The sequence below is a fragment of the Microbacterium sp. Leaf179 genome (assembly GCF_001423785.1).
Lineage (GTDB): Bacteria > Actinomycetota > Actinomycetes > Actinomycetales > Microbacteriaceae > Microbacterium.
This window is the reverse complement of record NZ_LMPH01000001.1, coordinates 1572547-1588846: the sequence shown is the minus strand read 5'-3', so window position 1 is coordinate 1588846 and position 16300 is coordinate 1572547. Positions and strand designations below refer to the sequence as shown.

Sequence of the window (16300 nt, the reverse complement as noted above, 5' to 3'; positions counted from 1 at the left end):
CCCTGCCTCACCGCGCAGCGGACTCTGCGTGAAGCGTCGAGCATTCCACTCGCGCAGCGACCGGACACGACGCCTAGAGAGGAAGGAGCAGAGCCTCGCGAGACGCCGCAACGCGCGGACCGCTCAGGCCGTTTCGACGTCCTCTGCAAACCACCGCGCTGCCGACCCGAAGAACACAGGATCCACCGTCGTGGTGTCGTCGTCGTCGACGACGTCGCACACGACGACGGTCACGTTGTCTCGCGTTCCCGCCTCGAGCGCCAGCGCCACCGCGGATGCGGCGGCCTCGCGCGGGCCGGACGCCTGGGCGATCAACCGGGCGACGTCGGCCTCGGGAACGTAGTCGGTCAACCCATCGCTGCACAGCACCCAGCGGTCACCGACGACCGGAGGGCGCTCGGCGACGGACACGACATCGCCCTCGGCGCCCCCCAGCGAGGCCGTGATGATGTTACGACGCGGGTGGGCCGCGGCGGCCTCCGGCGGGATGATGCCGTGATCGACGAGAGCCTGCACGTACGAGTCATCACGCGTCTCGCGAGTGAACTCGCCGTCGCGGAGCAGGTAGGCGCGAGAGTCGCCGGTGTGCGCCAGCAGCAGGTCGCCGCCCGTGCTGAGGAACAGACCCGTGAAGGTCGTCGCCATGCCCTGGAGCGCGGGGTCACGCTCGACATGGGCGCGGATGTCCCAGTTCGCCTCGCGAATGCGCACCAGGAGTCCATCGGCGTCGAGGCCACCGCCCCGAGTCGCGACGAGTCTATGCAGGAGCGCCGCGGAGGCGAGGTCTCCCGAGGGGCCTCCCCCGACGCCGTCTGCCACCGCCGCACCCCAGGACGCCGCGAAGGCGGCGTCCTGGTTGGTGGGACGGTGGGAGCCGGCGTCGGAGACGGCGGCCGCGATCAGCCGAACGGGCACAGGATCAGCGTGCGAAGTACCCGCGGTAGTACTCGTACACCCATCCGACGATGGCGATGACGAAGACCAGGAATCCGACGGGGACGAGCCAGCTACCGACAGCGAGACCGATCACGGCGATCGCGGCGGAACCGGCCAGGACGATGGGCCACCACGACCACGGGCTGAACTCGCCCATCTCGGGGTCACCGTCGTCGATGTCGGCCGTCAGAGTGTCCTCGGGCAGCTCACCGTTCTGTGCCTTGAGCACGCGGCCGATGTAGAAGGCGATCATGGTCGACATGAGGCCGAGGAAGGCCAGGGCGACCGTTCCGACCCACTCGACGCCACCGTGCTGGAGCAAGCTCCACACGGTGTAGACGCCGGCGATCACGAACGCGAAGACGGCCAGGAGCCACCAGAGTCCGACATTGGTACGCATCGTTACTTGACCTCTCCGGCAGCGGCGTCGACGACAGGCGCGTCGGGGGCATCCTTGGCCGGACCCACACCGACCGGAATGCCGGCCTCGGGGTGGTTCAGGTCGAAGGCGGGGCGCTCGCTACGGATACGCGGGATGGAGGTGAAGTTGTGACGCGGCGGCGGGCACGAGGTGGCCCACTCGAGCGACGCTCCGTAGCCCCACGGGTCGTCGACCGTCACGCGCGGCGCCTTGCGCGCGGTGATCCAGACGTTCAGCAGGAACGGGATCATCGACGCACCGAGGATCATCGATCCCACCGTCGACAGCTGGTTCTCCCACGTCCATCCGTCTGCGGCCGCGTAGTCGGCGTAGCGACGCACCATGCCGTCGACGCCCAGCCAGTGCTGGATGAGGAAGGTCATGTGGAAGCCGACGAACAGCATCCAGAAGTGCACCATGCCGAGACGCTCGTTGAGCATCTTGCCGGTCCACTTCGGCCACCAGAAGTAGAAGCCCGCGAACATCGCGAACACGACGGTTCCGAAGACGACGTAGTGGAAGTGCGCGACGACGAAGTACGAGTCCGACAGGTGGAAGTCGAGCGGGGGCGACGCGAGGATGACACCGGTCAGACCGCCGAAGACGAACGAGACCAGGAAGCCCAGGGCGAAGACCATCGGGGTCTCGAAGGTGACCGAGCCGCGCCACAGGGTACCGATCCAGTTGAAGATCTTCACGCCGGTCGGCACCGCGATGAGCATCGTCATCAGAGCGAAGAAGGGCAGCAGCACACCACCCGTGACGTACATGTGGTGGGCCCACACCGCCACCGACAGCGCCGCGATCGCGATCGTGGCGTAGACGAGGGTCTTGTACCCGAAGATCGGCTTGCGGCTGAAGACCGGGAAGATCTCGGAGACGATGCCGAAGAACGGCAGCGCGATGATGTACACCTCGGGGTGACCGAAGAACCAGAACAGGTGCTGCCAGAGCAGGACGCCGCCGTTCTCGGGGCTGTAGATGTGCGAGCCGAGCACGCGGTCCGACGCGGCGGCGAAGATGGCCGCGGCGAGCACGGGGAACGCCAGCAGGATCAGGATGCTCGTGATCAGCGTGTTCCACGAGAAGATCGGCATGCGCCACATGGTCATGCCGGGCGCGCGCATCGTGAGGATCGTCGTGATGAAGTTCACCGCGCCGAGGATCGTGCCGAAACCGCTGATGCCGAGTCCCAGCATCCAGAGGTTTCCACCGACGCCCGGCGAGAAGCTCGCATTGGCGAGCGGCTGATAGGCGAACCATCCGAAGCCGGCCGCACCCTGCGGGGTGAGGAAACCGGAGACGGCGATCGTGGATCCGAACAGGAACAGCCAGAAGGCGAAGGCGTTCAGACGCGGGAACGCCACGTCGGGCGCACCGATCTGCAGCGGCAGCAGCGCGTTGGCGAAGCCCGCGAACAGCGGCGTCGCGAACATGAGCAGCATGATCGTGCCGTGCATGGTGAAGAGCTGGTTGTACTGCTCTTTCGTCGGGATGATCTGCATGCCGGGCTCGAAGAGCTCGGCGCGGATGATCAGCGCCATGACGCCACCGAGCATGAAGAACATGACGGAGGCGATCAGGTACATGTACCCGATGGTCTTGTGGTCGGTGGAGGTGATCCACTTGACGACCAGGTTGCCCTTCTGCTCAACACGCGTGGTGCTCAGCAGTGCGGCTTGACGCGGCGGGAGAGTCGTGGGGCGCGAGGCCCCCTTCTCCTGGAGCGGAAGCGTCGTGGCCATGATCACTCGTTCCCTTCGGTGCCGGCCGTGCTCAGGTTCTGCAGGCGCGACAGGTCGCTGATGTCGCCCACGTCGCCGGCCGAGCGCAGCGAGTCGAGGTAGTCCTCGTACTCGGCGTCGCTGACGACCTTGACGTTGAAGAGCATGGCGGAGTGGTATTCACCGCACAGCTCGGCGCACTTGCCCTCGTACGTGCCCTCACGGGTGGGCGTGAACGACCACTCGTTGTCACGGCCGAGGTACATGTCTTTCTTGTAGAGGAAGTCGATGATCCAGAACGAGTGGATGACGTCGCGCGAGCGGAGGTCGATCTTGACCGTCTTGTTCACCGGCAGGTACAGGGTGGGCACGTCCTGCAGGTCGTAGCCGTCGGACGTGGCCTTGGCCTGGACACCCATCGAGTAGACGGCGTCGGAGTTGTCTTCCTGCGTGCCGTTGTACTGGAAGTCCCACGCCCACTGCTTGCCGTACGCCGTGATCGACACGTCGGGGTCGTCGTACTGCGTCTCGAGCGTGTTCTGGTCGCGCGCCGTGAAGGCGAAGAAGCCGACGACCAGGATCAGAGGAACGATCGTGTAGAAGATCTCGACCGGCATGTTGTAGCGCAGCTGGACCGGCAGACCGGACTGCCCCTTGCGACGGCGGTACGCGATGACCGACCACAGCATGAGGCCCCAGGTGACGACACCCACGGCGAGGAGCACGATCCACGAGTTGACCCACAGACCGGCGACCATGTCGGTGTGGTTGGTGGCGGGCGTACCGTCATCGACGAAGCCGGGCAGGAAGCCGTGGAGCTGTGTCGTGGTGCAGCCGGACAGGAGCGCAACCGAGGCGATCCCGACGGGGAGCGCAGCCCAGCGAAGGCGACGTTTGGAGGGCACAGTGCACCTTTCCGGGTCGTGGATGAAGCTTTGACAGTCTACGGCAACCTCTCACCGTTCTCAGGCCATTCGTCCAGTGCCGAGACATCGAGAACCCCCGGGTTCCGCGGTGTGATCCGGGGTCCGGGGGTTCTCGATGGGGCGCCGTGAAACGGCGGCTGAGATCAGTGGAAGCTGTCGCCGCAGGCGCAGGAACCGCCGGCGTTGGGGTTGTCGATCGTGAAGCCCTGCTCCGAGATCGTGTCCTTGAAGTCGATGTTCGCACCGTCGAGGTACGGAACGCTCATGTCGTCGACGATGACCTCGACGCCGTCGAAATCGGCGACCTTGTCACCGTCGAGGTAACGCTCGTCGAAGTAGAGCTGGTAGATGAGTCCGGAGCATCCGCCGGGCTGAACGGCCACGCGCAGACGAAGGTCGTCGCGACCCTCCTGCGAGAGCAGGCTCTTCACCTTGTCGGAGGCGGCGGCGGTGAGGCCGACACCGTGCTCGCGGGTCTCGGCGGAGGACGACAGTGTGGTGTCGGTCATGGCGATGCCCTTCGGTTGATCGGTCGCGGGGACGTGACGAGTCTACGCCCGCCACGGCCCCGCGGTCCGCTCAGACGGTGCGCTCGTTCAAACGCGTCAGCAGGAGGGCCTCCGACACCAGGGCGTTGCGGAACGTGTCGAGGTGCAGCGACTCGTTCGGGCTGTGCGCGCGAGCGTGGGGGTCCTCGACACCGGTCACGAGGATCTGGGCGCTCGGGAACTCGCGGACGAGGTCGGCGATGAAGGGGATCGATCCGCCGACGCCGACGTCGACCGAGTCCACGCCGTACCCGTCGGCGAACGAGGCGCGAGCGTCTTCGACGGCCCATCCGCTCGTGTCGACGAGGAACGCGTCGCCGCAGTCGACGTCGGTGAACTCCAGCTGCGCGCCGAACGGCGCATGGGCGCGCAAGTGCGCCTCGATCGCCCGGTAGGCCTCATGGGCGTCCTGCCCCGGGGCGACGCGGGCGCTGATCACCACGCGGGTCTGCGGGGCGAGGGTGTTCGACGCCGAGTCGACGGGCGTGGCGTCCCAGCCGGTGATCGTGACCGACGGCTTGTTCCAGATCCGGCTGAGGATGGCGTCGCGGCCGATCGGCCGCACCCCGTCGAGCAGTCCCGACTCGGCGCGCAGGGTCTCTTCGCTGTAGTCGGGCGTGGGGGCGTCGCGCTCGAGGAGACCGTCGACGGCGACGGCGCCGTCGTCGTCCCACAGCGTCGCGAGCAGCTTCACCGTGGCGAGCATGGCATCCGGGACGGCGCCGCCCATCATGCCGGAGTGCGATGCGTGCTCGAGGGTGCGCACGGTGAGCGTGAAGCGCGCGTTCCCGCGGAGCGACACCGTGAGACCGGGGGTGCGGTCGTCCCAGTTGCCCGAGTCGGCGACGACGATCACGTCGGAGCGCAGCACCTCGGCGTTGTCGGAGAGGAACTGCGCGAACGAGCGCGAGCCGTACTCCTCTTCGCCCTCGATGAACACCGCGATGCCCAGGTCGAGGTCGTCTCCGAGGACTTCGCTGACGGCGCGGATGGCACCGACGTGGGCCATGACCCCCGCCTTGTCGTCGGCGGCGCCACGGCCGTAGAGGCGGCCGTCGCGCACGGTGGGTTCGAAGGGCGGTGAGTCCCACAGGGCTTCGTCGCCGGGAGGCTGGACGTCGTGGTGCGCGTAGAGAAGAACGGTGGGCCGACCGTTGCGAGCGGCTCGCGACGCCAGCACGGCGGGCTGTCCCATCTCGTCGGTGCCGGGAATCGCGGCACGCGCGACCTCGACGGAATCGAAGACGCCGGTGCCCCTCAACAGGGCGGCGACGGCGTCGGCGCTCTCGACGAGGGCGGACTGATCGAACGACGGCCACGCAATCGACGGGATGCGTACGAGGGAGCCGAGATCGGACAGGGCGGCGGGGATGCCGGCGCCGGCTGCGCGATGCACAGCCTCGTGCCGGGACAGGTCGGGGGTCATGCGGGTAATCTTAGATCTCCCGATCCGCGAACTGCCGAGGTAACCCGTGGCCAAGTCCCCCGCCCCCGCCCCCAACGACACCCCCGTCGAGCCGACGGTCCTCGGATCGGGTAAGGGTCGCGCGACCCCGTCGCGCGCCGAGCAAGAGGCCGCCCGCAAGCGCCCGCTCGTCCCCGACACCAAAGAGGCCAAGGCCCGCGCCCGAGCCGAGCTCGCCGCCCAGCGCGAGAAGGCCCGCGTCGGCATGGCCGCCGGCGAGGAGCGCTACCTCCCGGTGCGCGACCGCGGTCCGCAGCGCCGCTTCGGACGCGACTTCGTCGACGCGGGCTGGCACCTCGGTGAGGGCGTCATGCCGTTCATGGTCCTCGTGATCGTGGCGACGCTGATCCCCGTCGCGTTCTTCCAGTACTGGTCGTTCGTGGCGCTGTGGATCTTCATCCTGTTCGTCGTCGGCGACATGATCATCACCTCGATCCGCGTCAAGCGCGCCGCGAAAGAGAAGTTCGGCGAGAGCAAGCTCGAGAAGGGTCTCGGCTGGTACGCGGCGATGCGCACCGTGCAGATGCGGTTCATGCGTCTGCCCAAGCCGCAGGTCAAGCGCGGGCAGTACCCCGTCTGACACGACCGATCTCCTCGAAGCGGCGCGCCTCCGGGCGTGCCGCTTCGTCGTTTCCGGGGCTGCCACCGGCGCGCTCCGGGTCAGCGAATCGCAGCCCGCGCACTCCGGGTCGGCAAATCGGACCGGCGCGCTCCGGGTCAGCGTCGCGCGGCGAGACCGCGGCTGATCTGCCGGGCCCACAGCGGACCGCGATACAGGAAGCCCGTGTAGCCCTGCACCAGCGTCGCGCCGGCGGCGAGGCGGTCGCGCACGTCGTCGGCGGTCTCTACTCCCCCGGCCGAGATGACCACGAACTCGGCCGGAACGGCGGCCCGCACGAGTCGAAGCACCTCGGCGGCACGCGCTCTGAGGGGCGCCCCCGACAGGCCACCCGCTCCCGCTGCCTCGACCTTCGCGGCATCGGTGGAGAGCCCCGAACGCGAGATGGTGGTGTTGGTGGCGATGATCCCGGCGAGTCCCGCATCGACCGCGAGGCGCGCGATGTCCTGCACCTCGGCGTCGTCGAGATCCGGAGCGATCTTCACCAGCAGCGGGGTGTCGCCCGCGGCATCCCGAACCTCCGTCAGCAGGGGGCGGAGCGTCTCGACCGCTTGCAGTCCGCGCAGGCCGGGGGTGTTCGGCGACGACACGTTCACCACGAGGTAGTCGGCCAGCGGCGCCAACAGGCGGGCGCTGCGCACGTAGTCGGTGGTGGCGTCGTCGACGGCGACCACGCGGCTCTTGCCGATGTTGACGCCGATGACCGGACGACGCCGCGCACGACGCAACCGCCGCAGCTTCGCCGCCGCCGCCGCCGCGCCGTGGTTGTTGAACCCCATGCGGTTGATGACCGCACGGTCGGCGACGAGGCGGAACAGACGCGGACGGGGGTTGCCGGGCTGCGGCAGCGCCGTGACCGTTCCGACCTCGACGTGTCCGAACCCGAGCGCGCCGAGTCCCCGCACCATGGTGACGTTCTTGTCGAAGCCCGCCGCGACTCCGAACGGCGAATCGAAGTGCAGTCCGAGCGCATCCACTCCGTGGCCCGCGGGGGGCGCCGTGAAACGACGGACGACGGATGCCACCGGCTCGACGCCCGCGACACGGATCACGAGCGCACCGAGGTGGTGGGCGAACTCGGGGTCGAGGCGGGTCAGTACCGTGCGGAAGAGAAGGGGATACATCCCCGCCAGGTTACTGGACGTCGTCGCTGTCGTCGGGCGCCGCGGTCGGTCGTGCCGCGTGGTCGGCGCGCAGCTGCGCGATGGCCGCGTCGAAGTCGTCGAGCGAGTCGAACGCCTGGTAGACGCTGGCGAAGCGCAGGTAGGCGACCTCGTCGAGCTCGCGGAGCGGTCCGAGGATCGAGAGGCCGATCTCGTTGGCCTCGATCTGCGACGACCCCGTCTGGCGGATGGCCTCTTCGACCTTCTGGGCGAGCACGGCGAGGTCGGCGTCGGTGACGGGTCGACCCTGACAGGCCTTTCGGGCACCCGACATGACCTTCTCGCGGCTGAAGGGTTCGACCACGCCCGAGCGTTTGATGACGTTCAGGCCGGCCGTCTCGACCGTCGAGAAGCGCCCTCCGCAGTTGGGGCACTGACGACGACGACGGATGCTGAGACCGTCGTCGCTCGTGCGCGAATCGATGACGCGGGAGTCGGGGTGGCGGCAGAACGGGCAGTGCATGACGGCGCCAGACTACGCGTCGAAACGCGCGGTCACGGCCTCGCCGTGCGCGGGCAGCGCCTCGGCCTCGGCGAGGACGACGATGGCGTCGCGCACCTGGGCGAGCGCCGCGCGGTCGTACTCGATGACCTGCTGAGGTCGCAGGAACGTCGACGCCGACAGCCCGGCTCCGTACCGGGCCTGTCCCCCGGTCGGCAGCACGTGGTTGCTGCCCGCCAGGTAGTCGCCGAGGCTCACCGGCGTGTAGGGGCCGACGAAGACGGCACCCGCGTTGACGAAGTCCTCGGGGCGGGGGTCGGACAACTGCAGCTCGAGGTGCTCGGGCGCGTAGGCATTGCTGAACGCGGTGGCCTGGGCGATGTCGTCGACGAGCACCACGGCCGACTGCGGACCGTCGAACGCGGCGATGACCCGGTCGGTGTGACGGGTGGCGGCGACCCGGTCCGGCAGCGCCGCCCGCACGGCATCGGCGAGCTCGACGGAGTCGGTGACGAGGACGGCCGAGGCCTGCTCGTCGTGCTCGGCCTGGCTGACGAGGTCGGCGGCGACCAGATCGGGGCGCGCCGAGGCATCGGCCACGACGAGGATCTCGGTCGCACCGGCCTCGGAGTCGGTTCCCACCCGGCCGGCGACCGCGCGCTTGGCCGAGGCCACGAAGTTGTTGCCCGGTCCGGTGACGACATCGACCGGGTCGAGACCGATCTCGGCCACGCCGTACGCGAAGGCGCCGATGGCACCGGCCCCGCCCATCGCGTACACCTCGGTGACGCCGAGCAGACGCGCGGCGGCCAGGATCACGGGGTGCACACGCCCCCCGAAGGCCGATTGCGCGGGAGAGGCCAGCGCCACCTCGCGCACGCCCGCGACCTGCGCGGGAACGACGTTCATCACCACGCTCGACGGGTAGACGGCCTTCCCGCCCGGAACGTAGAGACCGACGCGGCGCACGGGTTGCCACCGCTGCGTGACACGCGCGCCCGCGCCCAGCTCGGTGACCACGGGGGCCGGAATCTGAGCGGCGGATGCCGCGCGCACACGCGAGATCGCCTCATCGAGGGCGGCCCGGATCGCCGGGTCGAGATCGCGCAGGGCCTCGTCGAGGTGCGCGGCGGGCACGCGGATGACGTGGTCGCTGACGCGGTCGAAACGGGCGGCCTGTTCGCGGAGCGCCTCTTCGCCGCGTCGTGCGACATCGTCGACCAGACGGGCGGCGGTGGCGAGGGCCTCGTCGCGCGCGGCCTCGGCGCGCGGAACCACAGCGAGGAGCTCGGCCGGCGAGAGCACGCGGCCGCGGAGATCGATCGTGCGAAGCATGAGTCCAGGCTACCGGCCGCCCGCGAGCCGCTCCGCGCGCGGCGGGCGGCTCGCAGGCGGTCCTCAGCCGCGCGGGTCAGCCGCGGGTGACGCCCGAGACGTCGTGGAGGTAGCCGATGCGACCGTCGTCGTGACGGATGACGAACGTCTCGCCGCGGTCCTCGACCACCAGGGCCCAGGCGGTCGGCCCGACCCGGAAGATGGGCGTGCCGTAGTCGTCGACGACCTCGCGCTCGACCGGGGCCAGCGCCCAGAAGGCCTGGGCGTGGTGGGGTGCGTGCCGGTGGTCGTCCTGAGCGTCGTGGCTCGGCGCGTCGGACGCGTGATCGTGCCGGGGATCTTCGTCGCGGACTCCACGACCATCGTGGTCGTCGCCGCGGAGGGGAGCGAAGACGTCGGTGTCGTTGTGGTCGTCGGCGTGCGTGGGGAGCACGCTGGTGGCCGGGGCGCCCTCGTGCGTCAGGTCGGTCGAACCGGTGTAGCTGCCGGGCACGGGCGCCTCGTCGTGCGCCGACGCGGAGTCGGGGCGCGACCCGTCGTGGTCGTCGGTCACGGGCGCACCGGCGGAGACGTGCACGGGCCGCGGGGTGCGCGGGCGCGGCACGACCGGTCGGATCGGGCGCGCGTTGCGGTGCGCGGCGACCTCGTCACGACCGCGGAAGTCGCGCGAGAACGGCGGGATCCACGGACCCGCCACGGTGAGCACCACACCCGCGAGAAGGAGCACGGCCTCGACCCAGACCACCCAGGAGCGCGTCCAGATGCCCGTGTCACCGAACACCGCGACGGTGTCCCACACCCACGCGACCCACACGAGAGCGGAGATCGAGAACGCCACCGAGGCGAACTGGTCGATCCCGAGCGAACCGACGCGACGAATGCCCTGGGGCGACAGGCGGCGCAGCGCGATCAGACCGACAGCTGCCGTCGGCAGAGCCATCGCCGGGATCCACCACAGCCCCGAAGACCACACGTTGACCCCACCGACGAGCACTCCCGACGGCGAATCGAGGATGTTGGTGCGGAAGAACGAGACGAAGAAGGCGAGGATCCACACGCCCAGCAGTGCGACTTCGCGGACCGAGAACGGTCCGACGCCGAACTGCGGCGCATCGCCCGGGTGCGCGGTGCCGTCGGCGGTGGACGCGCGGGGCGGCGCACCCTCGTCGACGCGGTCGCCGGTGGAGACACGCCCGGCGTCGCCGTGCGGGTCGTCGCCGTCGGATGAGGGGTTCGCCGCCCCATCCCGCGCGTGGTCCGCGGCGTCGGGGGAAGCGTGGTCGAGGGAGGCGTTCTCGGAAGAGGCGTCGGCGGCGGAGGCGCTGTCGGAGGAAGCGCTGTCGGCGGAGGCGGACGCGTCGTACGCCGGGGCGTCCGGCGCGAAGATCTGGTCGACGTCGCGGGCGGTGCCGGGAGTACCCGGCGCCGTCGCGCGGTCGTGGGGGGTGTGATCGGTCACGGTGGTCCTTTCCGAAGGGCGGCGGAACGCCCGGTCATCGTAACCAGCGGGGGTTCGGCACCGCCGGGGATTGCGGCGCGCGCGTTTCGGCGCGCGAAGTGGTCGTCAGCCGAGGCAGTTGGGGCCGAGCAGACCCTTGAGCTCCCCGAACAGGTCGGCGGTCACCCGCACCGGCATCGGCACCTCGAAGACCTTGGCTGTGCTGCCCTTGTGGAGTTTGAGAACGACCTCTGTGCTGCCTGAGTGGCGACGCAGCATCTGCGCCAGTTCTCCGACCAGCGCCTCGCTCGCCCGCTGCTCGGGCACCATCAGCGTGAGCCCGCCGGTCTCGTCGAGACCCTCGAGATCGGGCGCGAAGGCGCTCTGGGCGTGCAGGTTGAGACCGTCATCGCGTCGCGATACGCGCCCTCGGATGACCATGATGCCGTCGGCCACGAGCGCCGGCGAGAACTCGGCGTACGTCTTGCCCATGAACATCACGGTCACCTCACCGTTGAAGTCCTCGATGGTGACCATGCCGTAGGGGTTGCCGCTCTGCTTCGCGACGCGGTGCTGCACGCTCGTGAGCAGACCCGCGACGGTGACCTGGTCGCCGTCCTGGACGTCTTCGGAGGCCAGCAGGTCGTGGATCGAGGTCGACGCGTGCTTGGCCAACGGCACCTCGAGCCCGGCGAGCGGGTGATCGGACACATACAGGCCGAGCATCTCGCGCTCGAAGGCGAGCTTGTCCTTCTTCGTCCATTCCGGCCGCTCGGGAACCTTCTGCACCTGCTGCGGTTCGTCCCAGAGCGAGTCGAAATCGAACCCGACCTCGCCGTTGGCTTCTCGCCGCTTGTCGAGCACGGCGCCCTCGCAGGCGTCCTCGTGCACCTCGATGAGCGACCGTCGCGTCGACCCGAGCGTGTCGAAGGCTCCGGCCTTGATGAGCGACTCGACGGTGCGCTTGTTCGCCACGTGCACGGGCACCTTCGACAGGAAGTCGTGGAACGAGGTGTACGGGGCGTCTTGGCGCGCCGAGACGATGCCGTCGACGACGTTGGTGCCGACGTTGCGGATCGCGCCCAGGCCGAAGCGGATGTCTTCGCCGACGGCCGCGAAGAACCGGATCGACTCGTTGACGTCGGGCGGAAGAACCTTGATGCCCATGCGACGGCACTCGTTGAGGTACACCGCCATCTTGTCTTTCGAGTCGCCGACGCTCGTCAGCAGCGCGGCCATGTACTCGGCCGGGTAGTGCGCCTTGAGGTAGGCCGTCCAGTACGACACGAGACCGTAGGCGGCGGTGTGCGCCTTGTTGAAGGCGTAGTCGGCGAACGACTCGAGCACCTTCCACAGGGTCTGCTGCGCGGCGTCGCCGAACCCGCGCTCGGTCATGCCACCGAAGAACGTCTCTTTCTGCTTGTCGAGCTCGCTCTTCTTCTTCTTGCCCATCGCGCGACGCAGCAGGTCGGCCTGGCCCAGGGTGTACCCGGCCACGCGCTGCGCGACGGCCATCACCTGCTCCTGATAGACGATCAGCCCGTACGTCGTGTCGAGGATGTCGGCGAGGGGCTCCTCGAGTTCGGGGTGGATCGGCTCGATCTCTTGCTGCCGGTTCTTTCGCAGGGCGTAGTTGATGTGCGAGTTCACGCCCATGGGGCCGGGGCGGTACAGCGCGAGCACCGCCGAGATGTCCTCGAAGTTGTCGGGGCGCATGAGCCGCAGGAGCGAGCGCATGGGACCACCGTCGAGCTGGAACACGCCGAGCGTGTCGCCGCGGGCGAGCAGCTCGTACGAGGCCACGTCGTCGAGTTCGAGGTCTTCGAGCACGAGGGGGTGCCCGCGGTTGGCCTCGATGTTGTCGAGGGCGTCGTTGATGATGGTGAGGTTGCGCAGCCCCAGGAAGTCCATCTTGATCAGGCCGAGCGACTCGCACGCGGGGTAGTCGAACTGCGTGACGATCTGGCCGTCCTGCTCGCGGCGCATGATCGGGATGATGTCGATCAGCGGCTCGCTCGACATGATGACGCCGGCCGCGTGCACGCCCCACTGGCGCTTCAGGTTCTCGAGGCCCAGGGCGGTGTCGAAGACCGTCTTGGCCTCGGCGTCGGTCTCGATCAGCGTGCGGAACTCGCTCGCCTCTTTGTATCGCGGGTGCTCGGGGTTGAACATGCCGTCGAGCGGCATGTCTTTGCCCATCACGGCGGGGGGCATGGCCTTGGTGAGCCTGTCGCCCATGCTGAAGGGGAAACCGAGCACGCGCCCGGCGTCTTTCAGCGCCTGCTTGGCCTTGATCGTGCCGTACGTGACGATCTGCGCGACGCGCTCGTCGCCGTACTTCTCGGTGACGTACTGGATCACCTCGCCACGACGACGGTCGTCGAAGTCGACGTCGAAGTCGGGCATCGAGACGCGGTCGGGGTTGAGGAAGCGCTCGAAGATGAGGCCGTGCTGCAGCGGGTCGAGGTCGGTGATCTTCATCGCATAGGCGACCATGGAGCCCGCGCCGGATCCACGGCCGGGGCCGACGCGGATGCCGTGGTCCTTGGCCCAGTTGATGAAGTCGGCGACGACGAGGAAGTAGCCCGGGAACCCCATCTGCAGGATGACGCCGGTCTCGTACTCGGCCTGCTTGCGCACGGCGTCGGGGATACCGCCCGGGTAGCGGTCGTGGAGGCCGTTCTCGACCTCTTTGATCATCCAGCTGTCTTCGGTCTCGCCCGCGGGGACCGGGAAGCGCGGCATGTAGTTGGCCGAGGTGTTGAACTCGACCTCGCACCGCTCGGCGATGAGCAGCGTGTTGTCGCAGGCTTCGGGGTTGTCGCGGAACACCTGCCGCATCTCGGCGGGCGACTTGACGTAGTACCCGTCGCCGTCGAAGCGGAAGCGCTTGGGATCGTCGAGCGTCGATCCCGACTGCACGCACAGCAGCGCCGCGTGACTCGTGGCGTCGTGCTGGTGGGTGTAGTGGAGGTCGTTGGTGCCGACCAGGGGGATGTCGAGGTCTTTGGAGATCTTGAGCAGATCGCTCATGACGCGACGCTCGATCGAGAGTCCGTGGTCCATGATCTCGGCGAAGTAGTTCTCTTTGCCGAAGATGTCCTGGAACTCCGCCGCCGCGGCGCGCGCGGCCTCGTACTGCCCGAGTCGGAGACGCGTCTGCACCTCGCCCGAGGGGCACCCGGTGGTGGCGATGAGCCCCTTGCCGTAGGTCTGCAGCAGCTCACGGTCCATGCGGGGCTTGAAGTAGTAGCCCTCCATGCTCGCCTTGGACGACAACCGGAACAGGTTGTGCATGCCCTCGGTGGTCTCGGACAGCAGCGTCATGTGCGTGTACGCACCGGAGCCCGAGACGTCGTCGCCCTGCTGCTCGGGGGTGCCCCAGCGCACGCGGGTCTTGTCGGAACGATGGGTGCCCGGCGTGACGTACGCCTCGATGCCGATGATCGGCTTGATGCCGGCGTCTTTCGCGGTCTTGTAGAACTCGTAGGCCGCGAAGGTGTTGCCGTGGTCGGTGACGGCGATGGCCGACATGCCCTGCTTCGCCGCTTCTTGGACCATCGGTCCGATGCGGGCCGCACCGTCGAGCATCGAATATTCACTGTGAACATGAAGGTGAACGAAGGAGTCTGCTGCCACGTACCGAGTGTACGTTCGGCCTCCGACATCGGTTCCGGAAGTTCGCGGCGGACGCCCAGTTCGCGTGTCGTCCCCGGGCGCGTCGCCGGGATCCGGCATCCTGTTCGCGCCCGATGTCGAGATCAGATCGAGTCGGAGAGGATCTCGAGCGCGCTCGCGAGGTCGGCGGGGTACGGCGACTCGAACGACACCCACTCCCCCGTACCGGGGTGGCTGAAGGCCAGCCGATGCGCGTGCAGCCACTGCCGCGTCAGCCCCAGGCGCGCCGACAGGGTCGGGTCGGCGCCGTAGAGCGGATCCCCCGCGCACGGATGCCGGTGCGCGGCCATGTGCACACGGATCTGATGCGTGCGTCCGGTCTCGAGATGGATCTCGAGCAGCGACGCGCGGGGGAACGCCTCGAGGGTCTCGTAGTGCGTGACGGAATCTTTTCCGTCGGGGGTCACGGCGAACTTCCACGAGTGGTGCGGATGCCGCCCGATGGGTGCGTCGATCGTTCCCGCGAGGGGGTCGGGGTGCCCCTGCACCACCGCGTGGTAGATCTTCTCGACCTCGCGCTCTTTGAAGGCGCTCTTGAGGAGTGTGTACGCGCGCTCGGTCTTGGCGACGACCATGAGCCCGCTCGTACCGGCGTCCAGACGATGAACGACGCCCCGGCGCTCGGCCGGGCCGCTGGTGGCGATGCGGAAGCCCGCCGCGGCCAGGGCGCCGAGCACCGTGGGCCCGTCCCACCCGACGGAGGGGTGCGCGGCGACGCCCGCCGGCTTGTCGACCACGACGATGTCGTCGTCGTCGTGGACGATCCCCAGATCGGGCACGGCGACGGGGATGATCTCGGGGTCGCGCTTGGGCTCCCATTCGACGCTCAACCAGGTGCCCGCGCGCAGGCGGTCGGAGCGACCGGCGGGGCGACCGTCGACGCTCACTCCCCCGGCGTCGGCGACCTCGGCGGCGAAGGTGCGGGAGAACCCCAGCATCTTGGCGAGCGCCTGGTCGACGCGCGTTCCGTCGAGCCCGTCGGGGACGGGCAGGCTCCGCGACTCCATGTCAGCGCGTGCCCGTGTCGGTCGACGCGTCGACGACGCCGTCGTCGGCAGCCGCCTCGGCGGCGCGCGACGCGCGGGTTTCACGGGTGCCGTCGAGTCGCAGACCCGAGAGGACGAGGATCGCCACCGAGATCATCATCGACACGATGAAGATGTCGGCGACGTTGTAGATGGCCGGCATCATCCACGGGGTGGAGATGAAGTCCACGACGTGGCCGACCGGGAAGCCGGGCTCGCGGAGCAGGCGGTCGGTGAGGTTGCCGAGGACACCGCCGAGGAGCAGGCCGAGCACGACGGCCCACAGGCGCGAGCGCACCCGTCGGACCGCGAGGTACGCGATGACCACCGCGACCACGGCCAGAGCGATGGTGAACACCCAGGTCACGCTCTCGCCGAGCGAGAAGGCGGCTCCGGGGTTTCGGACGAGGTAGAACTGCAGGGCTTCACCGATCACCGGGACGACGCGCTCCGGGGGGAGGTTGTCGATGGCGACGGTCTTCGCCAACTGGTCGGCGGCCAGCACCACCACCGCGAGGATCGCGATGACGATGCCGGCCGCCGCCGGACGCAGAGGAGATCGACTGCGCAAAGAGTGGTC

At 68.9% G+C, this 16300-nt stretch carries 14 protein-coding genes; 1 reads left to right on the top strand and 13 read right to left on the bottom strand.

Annotated features, from left to right (window positions below):
* Positions 1–123: 123 nt before the first annotated feature.
* The 6 genes from ASF96_RS07270 to ASF96_RS07245 form a co-directional block, all read right to left on the bottom strand.
* The gene (locus ASF96_RS07270; protein WP_055937413.1) at positions 124–915 is read right to left on the bottom strand and encodes a PP2C family protein-serine/threonine phosphatase; all 792 of its coding nucleotides are present in this window, start codon (positions 913–915) and stop codon (positions 124–126) included.
* A 4-nt stretch (positions 916–919) separates the two neighbouring features.
* Complete coding sequence (locus ASF96_RS07265) at positions 920–1336, bottom strand: cytochrome c oxidase subunit 4 (RefSeq protein ID WP_055835591.1); 417 nt, start codon at positions 1334–1336, stop codon at positions 920–922.
* Positions 1337–1338: 2 nt separating this feature from the next.
* Positions 1339–3102 carry an aa3-type cytochrome oxidase subunit I gene (gene ctaD / locus ASF96_RS07260; protein WP_055835588.1) on the bottom strand — a complete coding sequence of 588 codons (1764 nt, stop codon included), beginning with the start codon at positions 3100–3102 and terminating at the stop codon, positions 1339–1341.
* A gap of 2 nt (positions 3103–3104) precedes the next feature.
* Positions 3105–3986, bottom strand: a complete 882-nt coding sequence (gene ctaC, locus ASF96_RS07255; protein ID WP_082509361.1) for an aa3-type cytochrome oxidase subunit II — start codon at positions 3984–3986, stop codon at positions 3105–3107.
* A gap of 164 nt (positions 3987–4150) precedes the next feature.
* Positions 4151–4516, bottom strand: a complete 366-nt coding sequence (locus ASF96_RS07250; protein ID WP_055835582.1) for a HesB/IscA family protein — start codon at positions 4514–4516, stop codon at positions 4151–4153.
* 70 nt (positions 4517–4586) lie between these two features.
* Positions 4587–5981, bottom strand: coding sequence for a dipeptidase (locus ASF96_RS07245; RefSeq protein WP_055937410.1), 1395 nt, complete (start codon positions 5979–5981; stop codon positions 4587–4589).
* Between the two features lie 46 nt (positions 5982–6027).
* On the opposite strand from ASF96_RS07245, the gene ASF96_RS07240 reads away from it, so the two are divergent.
* Entirely contained in the window at positions 6028–6600 is a 573-nt protein-coding gene (locus tag ASF96_RS07240) for a DUF3043 domain-containing protein (RefSeq protein ID WP_055835576.1), read from the top strand.
* 137 nt (positions 6601–6737) lie between these two features.
* Here ASF96_RS07240 and ASF96_RS07235 read toward each other — a convergent pair whose 3' ends face one another.
* The 7 genes from ASF96_RS07235 to lspA form a co-directional block, all read right to left on the bottom strand.
* A complete protein-coding gene (locus ASF96_RS07235) occupies positions 6738–7763 on the bottom strand; it encodes a quinone-dependent dihydroorotate dehydrogenase (RefSeq protein ID WP_055937408.1) in 1026 nt (341 codons plus the stop codon).
* 10 nt (positions 7764–7773) lie between these two features.
* On the bottom strand, positions 7774–8265 hold the full coding sequence (nrdR, locus tag ASF96_RS07230; RefSeq protein ID WP_055835570.1) for a transcriptional regulator NrdR: 492 nt from the start codon (positions 8263–8265) through the stop codon (positions 7774–7776).
* Between the two features lie 12 nt (positions 8266–8277).
* Positions 8278–9579, bottom strand: coding sequence for a histidinol dehydrogenase (gene hisD / locus ASF96_RS07225; protein WP_055937405.1), 1302 nt, complete (start codon positions 9577–9579; stop codon positions 8278–8280).
* 76 nt (positions 9580–9655) lie between these two features.
* Positions 9656–11038 carry a DUF1109 domain-containing protein gene (locus ASF96_RS17380; protein ID WP_055937401.1) on the bottom strand — a complete coding sequence of 461 codons (1383 nt, stop codon included), beginning with the start codon at positions 11036–11038 and terminating at the stop codon, positions 9656–9658.
* 105 nt (positions 11039–11143) lie between these two features.
* Positions 11144–14608: a DNA polymerase III subunit alpha gene (gene dnaE, locus ASF96_RS07215; protein WP_055835562.1), complete on the bottom strand. Its 3465-nt coding sequence runs from the start codon at positions 14606–14608 to the stop codon at positions 11144–11146.
* Positions 14609–14778: 170 nt separating this feature from the next.
* Positions 14779–15702, bottom strand: a complete 924-nt coding sequence (locus tag ASF96_RS07210; protein ID WP_055937398.1) for an RluA family pseudouridine synthase — start codon at positions 15700–15702, stop codon at positions 14779–14781.
* A gap of 1 nt (position 15703) precedes the next feature.
* Positions 15704–16291, bottom strand: coding sequence for a signal peptidase II (gene lspA, locus ASF96_RS07205; protein WP_055937395.1), 588 nt, complete (start codon positions 16289–16291; stop codon positions 15704–15706).
* Positions 16292–16300: the final 9 nt, after the last annotated feature.

What these genes read in the sequence shown, in the direction of transcription:
- dnaE (WP_055835562.1), bottom strand. Translation starts at nt 14,608, where the DNA reads ATGCTCGACGGTGCGGCCCGCATCGGACCGATGGTCCAAGAAGCGGCG.
- ASF96_RS07250 (WP_055835582.1), bottom strand. Translation starts at nt 4,516, where the DNA reads ATGACCGACACCACACTGTCGTCCTCCGCCGAGACCCGCGAGCACGGT.
- hisD (WP_055937405.1), bottom strand. Translation starts at nt 9,579, where the DNA reads ATGCTTCGCACGATCGATCTCCGCGGCCGCGTGCTCTCGCCGGCCGAG.
- nrdR (WP_055835570.1), bottom strand. Translation starts at nt 8,265, where the DNA reads ATGCACTGCCCGTTCTGCCGCCACCCCGACTCCCGCGTCATCGATTCG.
- ctaD (WP_055835588.1), bottom strand. Translation starts at nt 3,102, where the DNA reads ATGGCCACGACGCTTCCGCTCCAGGAGAAGGGGGCCTCGCGCCCCACG.
- ASF96_RS07235 (WP_055937408.1), bottom strand. Translation starts at nt 7,763, where the DNA reads ATGTATCCCCTTCTCTTCCGCACGGTACTGACCCGCCTCGACCCCGAG.
- ASF96_RS07210 (WP_055937398.1), bottom strand. Translation starts at nt 15,702, where the DNA reads ATGGAGTCGCGGAGCCTGCCCGTCCCCGACGGGCTCGACGGAACGCGC.
- ASF96_RS07245 (WP_055937410.1), bottom strand. Translation starts at nt 5,981, where the DNA reads ATGACCCCCGACCTGTCCCGGCACGAGGCTGTGCATCGCGCAGCCGGC.
- ASF96_RS07265 (WP_055835591.1), bottom strand. Translation starts at nt 1,336, where the DNA reads ATGCGTACCAATGTCGGACTCTGGTGGCTCCTGGCCGTCTTCGCGTTC.